Annotated in this window: 13 protein-coding genes and 1 pseudogene; 7 read left to right on the forward strand and 7 right to left on the reverse strand. The window is 58.4% G+C overall.

The genetic code is table 11. The features are described 5' to 3' along the window. Positions 1-162 precede the first annotated feature (162 nt). Together OQ460_RS16070 and OQ460_RS16075 are read left to right on the forward strand one after the other, a co-directional pair. On the forward strand, positions 163-1113 hold the full coding sequence (locus tag OQ460_RS16070; protein WP_410018399.1) for a LysR family transcriptional regulator: 951 nt from the start codon (positions 163-165) through the stop codon (positions 1111-1113). 144 nt (positions 1114-1257) lie between these two features. Further along, on the forward strand, positions 1258-2091 hold the full coding sequence (locus tag OQ460_RS16075; protein WP_410018400.1) for a nucleoside-binding protein: 834 nt from the start codon (positions 1258-1260) through the stop codon (positions 2089-2091). On the opposite strand, the gene punC is transcribed toward OQ460_RS16075, so the two are convergent. Further along, entirely contained in the window at positions 2088-3272 is a 1185-nt protein-coding gene (punC, locus tag OQ460_RS16080) for a purine nucleoside transporter PunC (protein ID WP_410018401.1), read from the reverse strand. The genes OQ460_RS16075 and punC overlap by 4 nt on opposite strands. Before the next feature lie 122 nt (positions 3273-3394). On the opposite strand from punC, the gene punR reads away from it, so the two are divergent. Next, a complete protein-coding gene (gene punR / locus OQ460_RS16085; protein ID WP_410018402.1) occupies positions 3395-4309 on the forward strand; it encodes a DNA-binding transcriptional activator PunR in 915 nt (304 codons plus the stop codon). On the opposite strand, the gene OQ460_RS16090 is transcribed toward punR, so the two are convergent. Beyond that, positions 4279-5475, reverse strand: a complete 1197-nt coding sequence (locus OQ460_RS16090) for an aspartate aminotransferase family protein (RefSeq protein WP_410018403.1) — start codon at positions 5473-5475, stop codon at positions 4279-4281. The two genes, punR and OQ460_RS16090, sit on opposite strands and share 31 nt — an antisense overlap. A 102-nt stretch (positions 5476-5577) precedes the next feature. Between OQ460_RS16090 and OQ460_RS16095 the strand changes: the two genes are divergently transcribed. After that, complete coding sequence (locus tag OQ460_RS16095; RefSeq protein WP_410018404.1) at positions 5578-6483, forward strand: LysR family transcriptional regulator; 906 nt, start codon at positions 5578-5580, stop codon at positions 6481-6483. On the opposite strand, the gene OQ460_RS16100 is transcribed toward OQ460_RS16095, so the two are convergent. Then, a complete protein-coding gene (locus OQ460_RS16100; RefSeq protein WP_410018405.1) occupies positions 6480-7103 on the reverse strand; it encodes an HAD family hydrolase in 624 nt (207 codons plus the stop codon). The genes OQ460_RS16095 and OQ460_RS16100 overlap by 4 nt on opposite strands. Before the next feature lie 158 nt (positions 7104-7261). Continuing rightward, on the reverse strand, positions 7262-8455 hold the full coding sequence (gene fabV / locus OQ460_RS16105) for an enoyl-ACP reductase FabV (RefSeq protein ID WP_410018406.1): 1194 nt from the start codon (positions 8453-8455) through the stop codon (positions 7262-7264). A gap of 324 nt (positions 8456-8779) precedes the next feature. Between fabV and ppnN the strand changes: the two genes are divergently transcribed. Beyond that, positions 8780-10153, forward strand: a complete 1374-nt coding sequence (gene ppnN, locus OQ460_RS16110) for a nucleotide 5'-monophosphate nucleosidase PpnN (protein ID WP_410018407.1) — start codon at positions 8780-8782, stop codon at positions 10151-10153. 245 nt (positions 10154-10398) lie between these two features. Beyond that, positions 10399-10773 (forward strand): hypothetical protein, encoded by a 375-nt coding sequence (locus tag OQ460_RS16115; RefSeq protein ID WP_410022029.1) that lies wholly within the window; start codon positions 10399-10401, stop codon positions 10771-10773. Between the two features lie 172 nt (positions 10774-10945). Here OQ460_RS16115 and mqo read toward each other — a convergent pair whose 3' ends face one another. After that, positions 10946-12592, reverse strand: coding sequence for a malate dehydrogenase (quinone) (gene mqo / locus OQ460_RS16120; RefSeq protein WP_410018408.1), 1647 nt, complete (start codon positions 12590-12592; stop codon positions 10946-10948). 608 nt (positions 12593-13200) lie between these two features. Between mqo and OQ460_RS16125 the strand changes: the two genes are divergently transcribed. Then, positions 13201-14388 (forward strand): MFS transporter, encoded by a 1188-nt coding sequence (locus OQ460_RS16125; RefSeq protein WP_410018409.1) that lies wholly within the window; start codon positions 13201-13203, stop codon positions 14386-14388. Positions 14389-14439: 51 nt separating this feature from the next. On the opposite strand, the gene OQ460_RS16130 is transcribed toward OQ460_RS16125, so the two are convergent. Together OQ460_RS16130 and OQ460_RS16135 are read right to left on the reverse strand one after the other, a co-directional pair. Then, complete coding sequence (locus tag OQ460_RS16130; RefSeq protein WP_410018410.1) at positions 14440-14559, reverse strand: BrnA antitoxin family protein; 120 nt, start codon at positions 14557-14559, stop codon at positions 14440-14442. A 247-nt stretch (positions 14560-14806) separates the two neighbouring features. After that, positions 14807-15491, reverse strand: a pseudogene (locus OQ460_RS16135) (IS5 family transposase). Between the last annotated feature and the right edge of the window lie 34 nt (positions 15492-15525).

The following is a 15525-nucleotide window of genomic DNA, read 5'->3' on the forward strand; positions in this document are numbered from 1 at the left end:
TCTCTGTTTTTGTTGTGCGCTCACTGTATGCAATAGAAAGATTGGATGTCCATAGAGTTGTATACAATCATTTTCACAAACAACCCATCAACCGGGTTACAAAAATCCATTCAGCCGCCGTGCCCCGTGGCTTGAAGCGGGACCCACCAGGACCTGAAAAAAATGCTCAACCGGACTCTTCGCATCCATTCCCCGGCCATCTGCTACTTCGACATGGTTCGTCGCTGCCATTCGATCCGTGAGGCGGCGCGACGACTCAATGTTGCCTCGTCGGCCGTGAACCGACAGATCCTCAAACTGGAAGACGAAGTAGGCGCAGCCCTGTTCGAACGGCTGCCCGGCGGCCTGCGCCTGACGGCTGCCGGGGAGATCCTGACCCGTCACGTCGGCCTGGTGTTGCAGGATGTGGAGCGGGTACGCGGTGAGCTGGAAGGTTTGAACGCCTTACAAACCGGCCATGTAGAGATCGCCACGGTAGAAGGCGCGACGGTGGAGTTGCTGCCTGCGGTGCTCAAGCGCATGCGCCAGCGTTATCCGGCGGTGACCGTCGGCGTGACGGTGCAGGGTTCCCAGTCGATTCCAGCGGCGGTAATCAACGGCCAGGCCGATCTCGGACTGGCGTTTGCCCTGCCGCACAGCGCAGAAACCACCCAGTTGTGCGTAGGTCACTTCCGTCTCGGGGCCCTGGTTGCGCCCGGTCACCCACTGGCCTTGCACACCAGCGTCAGCTACGCCTTGTGCGCCGAACATGGGGTGATCCAGGCCAACAGCGAGCTATCAATCCATCACCTGATCGCTCCGTTGCACAAACGCTCGAACATCGTCCATACGCCCCTGCTGCAAAGCAATTCCATGGAATTGGCGCGCCAGCTCGCACGCCAGCAATTGGGTGTCGCGTTCCAGACACGGATTGGCGTCGAGGTCGATCTGGCCAGGGGTGAGTTACTGCATATCCCTCTGAATGATCAGGGCGGGATATTCAGCGACCTGGGCTTGTATGCCCGCAAGGGAAGGGACTTGCCCACGGCAGTGGAATCGATGGCGCACTTGTTCGCCGAAGAAATCGCTCTGCGCGAACGTGAAGAGCACCCTCGGACGCCGCGTACTTCCTGACTTCAAGGCCAACTTCAGTGCTGCCATTTCGGCAACACCCCAGTCGAGATTCTGTTCTTTGAGCGCCAGGCTGGTTGTGTCGATACTGCGGCCGGCGCGCCCTTGCACGGCCGCCATGAGCCAAACGCCAGAGGAACTAAAACAATGAAAAAGGCACTGCACGGCGCAACCGTATTGCTCACACTTATCGGCGGCGGGGAGGCTGTCGCGGTGGAATGGATGAACAACAGCGTGGGATTTCGCTACGGCCAACAGTTCACCAATCCGAACAACCCCAACGACTTCAGCAAACGTATCTACAGTTTCACCCATGCCAGTGGCTACCAGTACGGCAGCAACTTTCTCAACCTCGACGTGTTCCTGTCCGACAGTCGCGACCCGCGCAAGGGCACCGATCATGGCGGCAGTGAGGTCTATGCCGTCTATCGTCATCAGCTGTATGCATCACGGGTGTTCGACAGGCCGCTGGGCAGCGGCCTGATCAAGGACTATGCCTTGACCCTGGGTTTCGATGCCAACCGCAACAACAATCTGGCGTCGGCGAAAAAGCGCGCGCTGGTTATCGGCCCGACCTTGAAGTTCAATACTGTCGGCGTGCTGGACCTGAGCCTGATGTACTACAAGGAAAACAACCATTCAGGCATTCCGGGGGCGAAAGATCCGAACCATACCTTCGACGATACCTACATGCTTAACCTGACGTGGATGCGCCCATTCGAGATCGGCAACCATGGCGCCAGGTTTCAGGGCTTCATCAACCATGTGGGCGACAAAGGCCACGACTTCAATGCACGCGATACAGCACCGGAAACCCTGGTACGCACCGCGTTGATGGTGGCCGTACGCCCTGGAAAAAGCACCAAGCCCAACCTGTACCTGGGTGTGGGATACGAGTATTGGCACAACAAGTTCGGCGTGGATGGCGGCCGAGGCAGCCGCACCTCGACACCGACCCTGAACATGGAAGTGACGTTCTAGGCGCCTGCCAGTTCCGGCTTGTCTGACGTCGGCCGCGCCAGCCAATACCCCAGCACCGCCAGCGGCGCGGTCGCCAGCATCACAATCACGGTGACTAGCAAAGGCTGTTCAAGCATCGCCGACACCAGCAAGCTGGCGACGAAGCACAGACCCAACTGCAAGGTGTTCTGCAACGCAGCGGCCTTGCCGGAGTTTTCCGCAAACGGCATCAGCGCATTCGCCACCACAATCGGATAGCTGGCGCCATTGACCAGCGCCATCAGGCAGAACGGAATCAACAGGGTGGTCAGCGTCGGCACCGTCAAAGTCGCCACTAGGTACAGCGCCACCATGCTGACGCAGTACGCCACCAACAACCAGGGCAACAACGCTTTGCCCTCAAAATGCTGCAAAGCGCTGCGGCAACTGTAGCCACCCACCAGGAACGCCAACGTCGGCAGCACGTAGCTCAGCCCGATGTCATTGGGACTGTAGCCCATGTCTCCAAGGATAAACGGCGATGCCGTCAACCAGGCGAAGAAGCTGGCAGAACACGCGGCAAAAATCATCACATTGCCGGTGAACGCCCGTGACGCAAGTAACTGCCCGTAGCCGAGCGTGGATTTTTCGCCATTGGCGGTCAGGCGTTTCGGTACAGACTTGAGGAACAGTGTCGGCAACAGCAGCAATAGCGACACACCCAACAACGTCGCAAAAATTGCCTGCCAGCCCCAGTGATTCAACACCACCGCCCCCAGCAGTGGCGCCAGCGCTGGCGACAATGACATCAACGGCATGATGCTGGCGAACACTCGGTGGGCCTTGTCGGCGGGATAACGGTCGATTACCAGTGCCTGCCAACTGACCGCGGCACTGCATACGCCAATCGCCTGCACAAAACGCAAGGCCAAGAGCTGCGGCGCAGTCTCGACCCAGAACATTCCCAGGCACCCGAGTACAAACAGGCTCAAGCCAGTAAGCAAAATCGGCTTGCGCCCCAAGCGGTCAGACAACGGCCCCCACAGCAACTGCCCCACCGCGAAACCCGCCAGGAAAATACTCAGGCTGGCGCCCACCGCGCTCGCCGAAATCTGCAATTGCTCGCCCATCGCGCCGAACGCGGGCAAATACATGTCCATGGCCAGATAGCCGAGCATGCTCAACCCCGCCAGATACCAAGTGAAACCAAAAGAATTTTTCATCGAAGCCTTGTTAGTCCTGCCATCAAACAATTTGCTGACTGACGCCCATTATGAAGCTGACAAATCTTCTGTGAAGCGATAATAATTGGACATTCTTATCAATTTTTTTGAAGGCAGGCGCCATGTGGTCCGAATACTCCCTGGATGTGGTGGATGCCGTCGCACGCCACGGCAGCTTCAGCGCCGCAGCCCAGGAACTGCATCGCGTGCCGTCTGCTGTCAGTTATACCGTGCGGCAACTGGAAGAGTGGCTGGCGGTCCCTCTGTTTGTGCGGCGCCATCGCGATGTGGAGCTCACACCTGCCGGCCGGCTGTTTATCGACGAAGCACGTGGGGTGATGAAAAAAATGCTCGGCACCCGCAGATTGTGCCAGCAGGTTGCCAATGGCTGGAGTGGCCAATTGAAAGTGGCTGTGGACTCTATCGTCAAGCAACAGCGCTGCCGACAACTGGTGCTGGATTTTTATCGCCAGTTCCCGGAAGTCGAGCTGCTGCTGGAGTATGAGGTGTACAACGGCGTGTGGGATGCCTTGGCAGATGAGCGCACCGATATCGTGATCGGCGCCACCAGCGCGGTGCCAGTGGCCAGCCACTTCACCTTTCGCGATATGGGCTTGTTGAACTGGTTATGCGTGGCCAGCGCCCGACATCCTCTGGCACAGGTGAATGGTTTGCTCAGCGATGATCAGTTGCGGCCCTTTGCGTCGCTGTGCATGACCGATACCTCGCGCAACCTACCCAAACGCGACACGTGGACCCTGGACAACCAACGTCGGCTAGTAGTCCCCAATTGGGCTTCCGCCATGGACTGCCTGCGCGACGGGCTGTGCGTCGGCATGGTGCCTGCGCACTTGGTTCTGCCACTGATCGACGGCGGGGAGCTGGTGGCACTGCAACTGTCCCGGCCCTTCCCCGCCAGCCCATCCTGCGTGGCTTGGGCGCAGAACAAACTGTCGCCGGCCATGAAGTGGCTGTTGGAATACCTGGGGGATACCGAGACCATGAATCAAGAGTGGCTCAATGGCCCGGCACTTTGATTGAGCAACCTGGCAATTGCCCGCACGATCATCTCGACTTCCTTCGCATCCAGCGTCAACGGTGGCAGCAAGCGAATGATTTTGCTCCGTGTCACATTGATCAGCACCCCGTGTTCCTGGGCGGCCCGCTGGACGAGTTCACGGTAAGGCCTGGCCAGCTCAATGCCGATCATCAGGCCCTGCCCGCGGATCGCCACTACCTGTGGATGCTCACTCAACTCCACCCTGAGCCGCGCCAGCAGGCGCTCGCCCTGTTGCGCGGCATTGTGCAGCAAGCGCTGCTCCTCGATGATATCCAGCACGGTGCAACCCACACGACAAGCCAAGGGGTTGCCGCCAAAGGTGCTGCCGTGACTGCCAGGGGTAAACAACCGGGCCACGGCAGTACGCGCCAGGCAGGCACCAATCGGGATACCGTTGCCCAGGCCTTTGGCCAGGGTCATCACGTCGGGCACGATACCTTCGTGCTGGAACGCGAACCAAGTGCCGGTACGACCGATTCCGGTCTGGATTTCATCGAGCATCAACAACCAACCGTGGCGTGTGCAATGATCGCGCAAAACTTGCAAGTAACCGGGCGGAGCCAATTGCACACCACTTTCTCCCTGGATCGGCTCCAGCAACACCGCAGCGATACGCGTGCCGAATTGCTCGGTGATCAGCTCCAACGCCGCCAGGTCACCAAATCCGATCTTGATGAAATCCCCCGGCAAACGTTGAAACCCCAACCGCACAGACGGCCCATCGCTGGCAGCCATGGTGCCCAGGGTCCGGCCATGAAAAGCGTTTTCCATCACCACCACCAGAGGCTGCTCGATGCCTTTTTTCCAACCATGCAGACGCGCCAGTTTCAGCGCTGTTTCGTTGGCTTCGGCACCGGAGTTGTTGAAGAAGGCCTGGTCCAGGCCTGACAGCTCGGTCAATCGCCGGGCCAATTGCTGCTGCCAGTCGATGCCGTACAGGTTGGAGGTGTGCAGCAGCAGCCCGGCCTGTTCGCTGATAGCCGATACCAGCCTCGGGTGGGAATGACCGACATTGGTCACCGCAACACCGGCCACGGCGTCCAGGTATTCACGACCCTGCTGGTCCCAGAGGCGCGTGCCCAGTCCATGGGTAAAGCTCAAGGGCAAAGGTTGATAGGTGTCCATCAAACAGGCGGTGGTCATGGTGTCTGGCTCCAGTACATCGTAGTGATGGCGCAGTATCGTTAACCACTTGAGCTGGATAAACTGCGCAAAACTGCAATGACTTTGAATCAGGGCTTGATAATGGATCTATTCCAGGCAATGACCGTCTACGTGAAACTGGTAGATGCCGGCAGCATGACAGCAGCGGCCCACGCTTGCGGGATGTCCACCACGATGGTCGGCAACCATCTGCGGGCGCTGGAGCAACGGCTGGGGGTAAGCCTGCTCAAGCGCACGACCCGCAAGCAAAGCCTGACCGAATTCGGTGGGCTCTATTACCAGCGCTGCCTGGAAGTGCTGGGGCTAGTGACCGATTCCGAGCGACTGGCCGAGCAGGTCCACAGCGAAACTCCCAAGGGGCTGTTGCGCATCACTGCGCCGCCGGCGTTTGGCTCCGAGCGGCTGGCACCTGCACTGAGTGAATTTTCCCGCCGCTATCCGCAGATCAAGCTGCATGTGGTGCTGAGCGATCAATCGATGGACCTGATCGACAGCGGGTTCGATGTCGCGATCCGTCTCGGCGAGTCGCAGCCCTCCAGCCTGATCGCCCGGCCGTTGCAGGACTACACCATGACCCTGTGCGCCGCGCCGCAGTACCTGGCCCGGCGAGGCACACCACAAAAACCGGCGGATCTGCAGCAACACGACTGCCTGGCATTCGCCTACCCCTCCAACGACGACTGGCGCCATGCCGACAAACAATGGCGACTGCGCGGCCCCGAGGGCCTGGTCGAGGTTACCGTCAGTGGACCGATGACTATCAACAGTTCCCAAGCCCTGCAACGCGCAGCCGTCGAAGGCATGGGCATCGTTATGTTGCCCGACGCATTGGTGGGTCCGGACTTGCTGGCGGGCAAGCTGGTGGCATTGCTACCGGGCTATCAGCCACCTTACCGGCCAATGCACTTGCTCTATGCCCAGGACCGTTACCGCCTGCCCAAGCTGCGGGCCTTCGTCGACTTCGCGATGGAGCAATGGGCGCGCTAGAGATTCACCCCCAGGGCCCGCAAGGCATCGCGGGTGCGCTCGGCGGTTACGTGATGGATACCCTGCCAACCCAAGGCGATGGCCGCCTCGATGTTGTCTGCCACATCATCGATAAAAACCACCTCAGAAGGTTTGACGTCCTTTAGGTGGGCACGGATCTGCTCGAGGCTTGCTTGGTAGATCGCGGCGTCTGGCTTGATCAGCTTTACTTCGCCCGAGACCACGATATTGCGAAAGTACTGCAGGAAGGGATAGTTTTCCCGCGCATAAGGAAAGGTTTCTGCAGACCAGTTGGTCAAGCCGAACAGTGGCATCTTCATTTCATGCAGCGCTTCAAGGATCGCCACCCCTTCCTTGAGCGGCCCGCGCAGCATCTCGGGCCAACGGTCGTAGTACGCCTGGATCAAAGCTTCATGCTGTGGGTATTGGGTGATCAGGGTGCGCGTGGCTTCGGCAAGGCTGCGCCCGGCGTCCTGCTCGGTATTCCAGACCTGGGTGCAAATGTTATCCAGAAACCATTGCCGCTCTTGGTCATCATCAATCAACTTGCGGTACAGATGCTGGGGGCTCCAGTCAAACAGAACACCACCGAAATCAAAAACTACTGCACGAATCGTCATGAAGATCCTCCGTTAGCCTGAGTGTGTGAGCTGCTGCAGTCTGGCACACGAAGGAACAAAAGGACGAACCAGGCCCCGTAGGAGCGTTCTGATATGCAGTTTCAAACAAGCAAAAAAAAACGGTCCTGGAGGACCGTTTTTTTTATCAACCGGATCGCTTAAGCCTGAACCAGACCTTTGATCTGCACGGTCGGATTAACATCTGCGTCATAATCCACACCGTCGATTTCGAAACCGAACAGACGCAGGAATTCGGCCTTATAACCGGCAAAGTCACTGATCTCGTTGACGTTGTCGTCGGTCACCTGGTTCCACAGTGCAGCTACGGCGTCCTGGACCTTCGGCTCCAGCTCCGCCAGGTCGGCACGCAGGCGGCCATCAGCGTCAAGCTTCGGCTCGCTGCCGTACAGGCTGTCCTTGAACAGGCCATAGACCTGCTCGATGCAACCTTCGTGTGTGCCCTGCTCTTTCATCACTTTGAACAGCAGCGACAGGTACAGCGGCATGATCGGGATCGCCGAACTGGCCTGGGTGACCACAGCCTTGAGCACCGATACACGGGCGTCGCCCTTGAGCGCTGCCAGGTTGTCGCGCAGGGTCAGGACTTTCTTGTCCAGGTCTTTCTTGGCTTCGCCGATGGAGCCGTTCCAGTAGATGTCCTGGGTCAGTTTTTCGCCCAAATAAGTGAAGGCGGTGGTCTTGGCGCCTTCGGCCAATACATCGGCGTCACGCAGGGCGTCGATCCACAGCTGCCAGTCTTCGCCCCCCATCACTTTGACGGTGCCGTCGATTTCTTCCTGGGTAGCAGGCTCCAGCGTGGTATCGACTACAACCCCCTTGTCGGTGTTGATCCCGCGCAGGGTCACGGCTTTGCCGATTGGCTTGAGCGTGGAGTTGTGCACCACGCCTTGCGGGTCGGTACGGCGCGGGGCGGCCAGGCTGTAGACCACCAGATCGATCTTGCCCAGGTCTTTCTTGATGGTCTCGATGGTCAGGCGTTTGATTTCGTCGGAGAACGCGTCGCCATTGATGCTCTTGGCGTACAGGCCTTTTTCTTCAGCAAATTTGTGAAAGGCGGCGCTGTTATACCAGCCAGCAGAGCTGAGCTTGCCTTCTTCGCCTTCTTTTTCAAAAAACACGCCAAGGGTGTCGGCACCGCAACCAAAAGCGGCACTGATGCGCGCAGCCAGGCCATAGCCGGTGGACGCGCCCAGGACCAGAACCTTCTTCGGGCCGCCAGTGATGGCACCGTGTTCGGTCACGTAGCCGATCTGCTCTTTGACGTTCGCTTCACAGCCAACAGGGTGGGCGGTCACACAGATAAAGCCACGAACCCGCGGTTTGATGATCATAAATTACTGCCTCTTCCAAGGTGCCGAAGGCCAGTGGTGGCCATTCAACTTCAATCGTACCGGTCTATGACGTCCGAAAATCCGAAGCGTCACGATAGTCGCAAATCTTCTGTTCGCAAAATCCAATCCACACCGGGCAAAGACTATATTTTTTCGATACGGGCACGGATCCGACAAATTCTGGGGCATGATGAAACTCGACCGGGTTTGCGTCCGGCTTGCGAGCCGGGGAAAATACCAGTCCTGTGCGACCGTATTCGGCGCGCCACATCCTCAAGCCACTGACCGTACGCGGGCCGGTGGTAGCGCTTTCAGGGAACCAGAATGCCTCAACGACAAGTCATCAATGCCTCCGTCAGCCCCAAGGGCAGTCTCGAAACACTCTCTCAACGTGAAGTCCAGCAACTCAGCGAAGCCGGTTCCGGCAGTGTCTATACCCTGTTCCGACAGTGCGCCCTGGCCATCCTCAACACCGGCGCGCATATCGATAACGCCAAGACTATCCTCGATGCCTATAAAGACTTCGAAGTGCGTATTCACCAACAGGATCGTGGTGTACGCCTTGAGCTGTTGAACGCACCTGCCGATGCCTTCGTCGACGGCGAAATGATTGCCAGCACCCGCGAAATGCTGTTCAGCGCCCTGCGCGACATCGTCTACACCGAAAACGAACTGGACAGCCAGCGCATCGACCTGAGCAATTCCCAGGGCATCACCGATTACGTGTTCCACCTGCTGCGCAACGCCCGCACCCTGCGTCCGGGCGTCGAGCCAAAGATCGTGGTGTGCTGGGGCGGCCACTCGATCAATACCGAAGAGTACAAATACACCAAGAAAGTCGGCCACGAACTGGGTCTGCGTAGCCTCGACGTCTGCACCGGCTGCGGCCCCGGCGTGATGAAAGGCCCGATGAAGGGCGCGACCATTTCCCACGCCAAGCAACGAATCACTGGCGGCCGCTACCTGGGCCTCACCGAGCCGGGCATCATCGCCGCCGAAGCACCAAACCCAATCGTCAATGAACTGGTGATCCTGCCAGACATTGAAAAACGCCTGGAAGCCTTCGTGCGCGTAGGCCACGGGATCATTATCTTCCCGGGCGGCGCCGGCACAGCCGAAGAGTTCCTGTACCTGCTGGGCATCCTGATGCACCCGGACAACCGCGACGTGCCCTTCCCGGTCATCCTCACCGGGCCGAAACAGGCAGCGCCGTACCTGCACCAGTTGCACGCGTTTGTTGGTGCGACCCTGGGCGAGGCGGCCCAGGCCCACTACCAGATCATTATTGATGACCCGGCAGAAGTCGCCCGGCAAATGACCGCAGGCCTCAAGACCGTCAAACAGTTCCGCCGTGAACGCAACGACGCGTTCCACTTCAACTGGCTGCTGAAGATCGATGAAGGTTTCCAGCGTCCGTTCGACCCAACCCACGAAAACATGGCCAGCCTGCAACTGAACCACCGCCTGCCGCCCCATGAACTGGCAGCCAATCTGCGCCGGGCGTTCTCGGGGATCGTGGCGGGCAACGTCAAGGACAAGGGCATTCGGTTGATCGAGCAGAAAGGGCCATATGAAATCCACGGCGACCCAGCGATCATGAAACCACTGGACCAGTTACTGAAGGCGTTTGTAGAGCAGCACCGTATGAAATTGCCAGGTGGTGCGGCCTACGTGCCGTGTTACCGCGTCGTGCAATAATCTGAAACCCGCACGCGCCGGCTCAAAGGCGCGTGCGGCGTGCTCATATGCTTTATCTGTTTGGGCGTAATTGCAGGGTGCCGATGGAGAGCTGTGCCCATGCCGCCGGATGCGAATATACCGCCACGTTTGATACCAACGCGTCGAAGCACGCAGGTATACAGCACCTGGGCCGAACCTGGCATTGCTGCGATGGGCAGGCTTTGGTAAAACGTGCTCCCCTGCTGTTTCAGAGAACGCCTGACGTGCGCACACTCCTGTTTCCCATCCTGTTGTCGGTACCGGCCCCGGCCCTGGCGCAAACCATCGCTTGGCCCGATCTGCCCGAAACTTGTTTTGTCAGCGGCCGTTCCGCCACCAATGCCGATGTCGACAGCGGCTGCGCGGCGTTTCTGATCAATGGGAAAGGCAAGGCGGCAGGAACACCGATCAAACTGCAGGTTCCCCAATACGCCATGCACATCGAAAAAGGTACGGGCACGGAGACGCCAGTGATCATCATCCAGGCGGAGCAGGATGGAAACATCAAGGCGGTAGGATATAAGGAACTGGGCACTGAGCAATTAGGGGCAACGCTGCTCAAGGATGTACGTTTGTTAGGTACAAAAAAACCTACCTGAGCACCTGATGCCCGTCAGTTAAGCGAAGATGATGTTCAAGACAGCTCCCACAGGGGTTTTGCGTTCCGGCACAATCCCAAGGCCTGACCGCAACTAAAAAGCCCGCTGACCGTTACCGGTTCAGCGGGCTTTTTACATTGAGCGGGTCCTGAGCCAGCACGCCGCCTATGATTTACAGTGCGATATCAGCCGCTGGCGCGCTCGGCTGCGCAGCAGGCTTGGCAGCCTCGCTTGCTTGTGGAGCAGCCTGTTGCGAAATCGCTGGCGGCGGAGTCAGTTGCAGAACCTTGGCGGTGTAGGCCCATTCTTGCGCAACACGCTCAGGATTGCCGTTCAACTGAGTGCCGTAGCTCGGCACGATCTGGTGCAGTTTTTCCTGCCAGGCAGGGGAAGCAACCTTATCCTTGAAGACTTTTTGCAGCACGCTCAGCATGATCGGCGCAGCGGTAGACGCGCCCGGCGATGCACCCAGCAGGCCTGCGATGGTGTTGTCGGCGGAGCTGACCACTTCGGTGCCGAGTTTCAGGACGCCGCCCTTCTCTTCGTCACGCTTGATGATCTGCACACGCTGGCCGGCTTGCCACAAGCGCCAGTCGGCCTGCTTGGCGTTCGGGAAGTACTCTTGCAGCGCCTTGAAGCGATCGTCATCGGACAGCATCAGTTGACCGGCAAGGTACTCAACCAACGGGTACTGCTCGATGCCGACTTTGGTCATCGGCCAGATGTTGTGAGTCGTAGTACTGGTCAGCAGGTCGAAGTACGAACCTTCTTTCAGGAACTTGGTGGAGAAGGTCGCGAATGGGCCAAACAGGATGACGCGCTTGCCATCCAGCACGCGGGTGTCCAGGTGTGGAACCGACATTGGCGGTGCGCCAACCGAAGCTTTACCGTAGGCCTTGGCCAGATGTTGCTCGGCAATGGTCGGGTTCTCGGTCACCAGGAACGAGCCACCCACCGGAAAGCCTGCATATTCACGCGCTTCCGGAATGCCAGACTTCTGCAGCAAGTGCAATGCACCGCCGCCCGCGCCGATGAACACGAACTTGGCGTCGGTCTCGGTCTTGGTACCGTCTTTCAGGTTTTTGTAGCTGACGCGCCAGGAGCCATCGTCATTCTTGGTGATGTCCTGCACTTCGCTCGACAGTTTCAGGTCGAACTTGGGCGTGGTCTGCAGGTGCGCGACGAACTGGCGGGTAATCTCGCCGAAGTTCACGTCAGTGCCGAGCGGCGACCACGTAGCTGCGATTTTCTGGTTCGGATCACGCCCTTCCATCATCAGCGGAACCCACTGCTTGATCTGCGCTGGGTCTTCGGAGTACTGCATGCCAGCGAACAATGGGCTCGCTTGCAGCGCTTCATAACGCTTTTTCAGGAACTTGATGTTGTCATCGCCCCACACAAAGCTCATGTGCGGAGTGGAGTTGATGAACGATCGAGGGTTCTTCAGAACGCCCTGCTGAACCTGCCACGACCAGAACTGACGGGAAACCTGGAACGCTTCGTTGATCTCGACCGCTTTCGGGATCTCAACGTTGCCGTTCTTGTCTTCCGGAGTGTAGTTCAGCTCGGCCAGCGCGGAGTGGCCAGTACCGGCATTGTTCCAACCGTTGGAACTTTCCTCGGCAACACCGTCCAGGCGCTCGACCATCTCCATCGACCACTCAGGCTCCAGCTCATTGAGCCATACACCCAGGGTCGCACTCATGATGCCGCCGCCGATCAGCAGCACATCGACTTTCTTTGCCTCTTGCGCCTGGGCGGAAGTGATCCCCATCGACAAAGCCAGCCCCAGCAGGGCAGTGTTTACTTTCTTGAACATCGTAGCACCTATGATAAAACGCCATCCGCCCCACGGTTTTGTCTCATCCGGCAACCTTGATTCACGCAGCGCCAAACAACGCACCGCGGGTTCCCGTATCGACTAAAGACCGAAGGGTGGGCACACAAGGCCGACGTATCGACCTCACTTTTATGTCCCTTCTGCGCTGACTTCTTATCATTATTGGCTTCAGCTACCTCGGCGACAGCAACTCGCCGGCACGTATTCGGGTGTACGTACCGTAGAGAGATTAGACCAAGATGGCGTGCAGAATATCATGGTCCCGTTGGATCGGGCGTCTGTTCTGGACTCGGTGGTCGTGCCGGCAACAAGCTCAGTACAACGTCGACCGACTGCCGAAGCTGGTGCGAAGGGACGCCATCGCGCGCCTGGATCGAAATACCGTGCAGAAACGTCGCGCAAGGTATTGGAAATGCCGGTATTGGCCATTGGTGCTGAACATTGTGCAATCCAGTACGCAGCTTCAATAGCCCCCGCCCTAGGCGCAACGGAACTCTCCCGTAAAAGCCTGCTCTAGAAACCTTCGCAGTTGCAGGAGTAGCATCGGCGGCTTTCCCCTGTGCCATCCATCAAAAGCAGAACAATCCATGTCTATCCATCAAACATCCGGGCACGTCCTGCCCGCACGCAGCGCCGCGAAAATGGAAGCTGCCATGGCCGTGGGTGCTTTCGCTATCGGTACCGGCGAATTTGCCATCATGGGCCTGATGCCCGACATCGCCAGCAACCTGAACCTGAGCGAGCCGCAAGTAGGCCACGCCATCAGCGCCTATGCGCTGGGAGTGATGGTCGGTGCTCCGTTGCTGGCGATCCTCGGTGCCAAACTGCTGCGCAAACATATGCTGCTTTTATTAATGGCGCTGTACGCCTTGGGCAACCTGGCCACGGCGTTCACTCCGACTTTTGGCAGCCTGGTGGCTTTTCGCTTCATCAGCGGCTTGCCCCATGGTGCGTACTTCGGCATCGCCGCCGTGGTGGCCTCGAGCATGGTCGCTACAGACAAACGCGCCGGTGCAGTGGCACGAGTGATGATGGGCCTGACCCTGGCCATGCTGCTGGGCAACCCGATCGCCACTGTCCTTGGGCAATACCTGGGATGGCGCTCAGCGTTTGCACTGGTGAGCGTGATCGCCTTGTGCACCATCGCTTTGGTCTGGCGCTATGTGCCCGACCGCCACGATGAGCCGCGCAGCGACCCCCGCAAAGAACTGCGCGCCTTCACCAAGCCACAGGTATGGATGGCCTTGTCCATTGGTGCGATTGGCTTTGCCGGGATGTTTTGCGTATTCAGCTACCTGGCCCCGACCATGCTCGAAGTGACCAAAGTGTCGCCCCAGTGGATTCCCTTTGGGCTCGCGGCATTCGGGGTCGGCGGCATTATCGGCAACATCGCCGGTGGCAAACTGTTCGACCGCCTGCAATTTCGCGCGGTTGGCCTGATTCTGGTGTGGTCGATGGCGGTATTGCTGATCTTCCCCTTTGCCGCCGGTTCGCTATGGGGCGTACTGCTGGGTATCGGCTTGGTAGGCACCATGGTCTCCCTGGCCGCACCGCTGCAGATCCGCCTGATGGACATCGCCCACGAAGCGCCGAGCCTGGCAGCAGCCTCCAACCATGCCGCGTTCAACCTGGCCAATGCGCTAGGGCCGTGGTTTGGCGGGATGGCGATTACGGCGGGGCTGGGGTGGACGAGTACCGGCTATATCGGCGCGTTTACTGCGTTGGCCGGACTGGGCGTTTATCTGGTGGCGCGGCGGATGAAGGACGGGAATTGAAGCCCCTGAGGATCGTAAATACTGGGTCTAAAGCCCACCTAGAACGACTATTCACATTTGCCAGCGTGGTCCAGAGGCGCTGAATCGCTCCAGCACATCTGCATCAAAACGAACATTGGTGTGCTCTTTGGTGACTACCGACTTTGGCCGACCACGCTTTGGCTTGAGCATTTCCGTTCCTGGGCCTTGCCAAACAACCCGCCTGCATGTTGCCGGCGGGCTTAGTCTCTGCATAATCCTTGGCTGGCCATTCAGGGTTTGCCCTATCGACCATCTCAGGACAAGGTTTCTTGGTCATCACAATAAATCACCAACATGCGGTGCTACTTCCCTGCGACCTATTGGGAATATGATTTTTTGACGTTGCATATGCAGTATGACTCACGGCAGTTACTGGAAAACTGCGCTGAAGACAGCACTACTGGGCTCTGTACGAAAAGTAATATCGTACACATCGCATGGCACAGGCCAGCGAGACCATCGCCGCATAACTTTGCGCGAGTTTGTCGAAGCGCGTAACGATGCGGCGGTTCTCCTTCAGCCAGCCAAACATACGCTCGATGATATTGCGCTGCCGGTACTTGGGACGATCAAACAGTCTCGGTAATCCTGGCTTGGGTTTGCGCTTCATACTGCGCAGAGGAATAACAGGTTGCATCAGCGGGATGCCGTTGGCATCGCACAGCATATGGATCTTGGTGGTCAGGTCGCCCCTGCTGCGCCCGAGCGCGTGATCTTGCGGTTCTTCAGGCCCCTTTTTTCCCTGCACCAGAAGAGGCCCGGGCTGCTCGTACCGCAGTGGAGTCAATCATCCAGGTCTCCAGATCAATTTACCCATGCTCGTTGAGCTTGATGTGAAGCCGCTTGAGCATGTGGTCAAACGCTCCGAGATTGCGCCAATCACGAAAGCGCTGATAAACCGTCGACCATGGGCCAGAGCGTCCAGGCATATCGTGCCAGACAGCGCCAGAACAGAGCATCCAAAGGGCGCCGTTAAGCATCAAGCGATCATCTATTCGTGGCCGCCCGCTGCGGCGAGGGTCATAGAAAATGTCTGCAACCAAATCCCAGGCTGCATCGGGGAGTTCGTACCGTTCGGCCATCGTGGGCTCCTGCCTTTGATGGTCGTGGACTTTA

This window comes from Pseudomonas imrae (assembly GCF_046352735.2).
Classification (GTDB): Bacteria; Pseudomonadota; Gammaproteobacteria; order Pseudomonadales; family Pseudomonadaceae; genus Aquipseudomonas; species Aquipseudomonas imrae.

Excerpts from the sequence above, each read along its gene's own strand:
- OQ460_RS16070 (WP_410018399.1), top strand. The coding sequence starts at position 163 with ATGCTCAACCGGACTCTTCGCATCCATTCCCCGGCCATCTGCTACTTC.
- OQ460_RS16075 (WP_410018400.1), top strand. The coding sequence starts at position 1,258 with ATGAAAAAGGCACTGCACGGCGCAACCGTATTGCTCACACTTATCGGC.
- punC (WP_410018401.1), bottom strand. The coding sequence starts at position 3,272 with ATGAAAAATTCTTTTGGTTTCACTTGGTATCTGGCGGGGTTGAGCATG.
- punR (WP_410018402.1), top strand. The coding sequence starts at position 3,395 with ATGTGGTCCGAATACTCCCTGGATGTGGTGGATGCCGTCGCACGCCAC.
- OQ460_RS16090 (WP_410018403.1), bottom strand. The coding sequence starts at position 5,475 with ATGACCACCGCCTGTTTGATGGACACCTATCAACCTTTGCCCTTGAGC.
- OQ460_RS16095 (WP_410018404.1), top strand. The coding sequence starts at position 5,578 with ATGGATCTATTCCAGGCAATGACCGTCTACGTGAAACTGGTAGATGCC.
- OQ460_RS16100 (WP_410018405.1), bottom strand. The coding sequence starts at position 7,103 with ATGACGATTCGTGCAGTAGTTTTTGATTTCGGTGGTGTTCTGTTTGAC.
- fabV (WP_410018406.1), bottom strand. The coding sequence starts at position 8,455 with ATGATCATCAAACCGCGGGTTCGTGGCTTTATCTGTGTGACCGCCCAC.
- ppnN (WP_410018407.1), top strand. The coding sequence starts at position 8,780 with ATGCCTCAACGACAAGTCATCAATGCCTCCGTCAGCCCCAAGGGCAGT.
- mqo (WP_410018408.1), bottom strand. The coding sequence starts at position 12,592 with ATGTTCAAGAAAGTAAACACTGCCCTGCTGGGGCTGGCTTTGTCGATG.
- OQ460_RS16125 (WP_410018409.1), top strand. The coding sequence starts at position 13,201 with ATGTCTATCCATCAAACATCCGGGCACGTCCTGCCCGCACGCAGCGCC.
- OQ460_RS16130 (WP_410018410.1), bottom strand. The coding sequence starts at position 14,559 with ATGCTCAAGCCAAAGCGTGGTCGGCCAAAGTCGGTAGTCACCAAAGAG.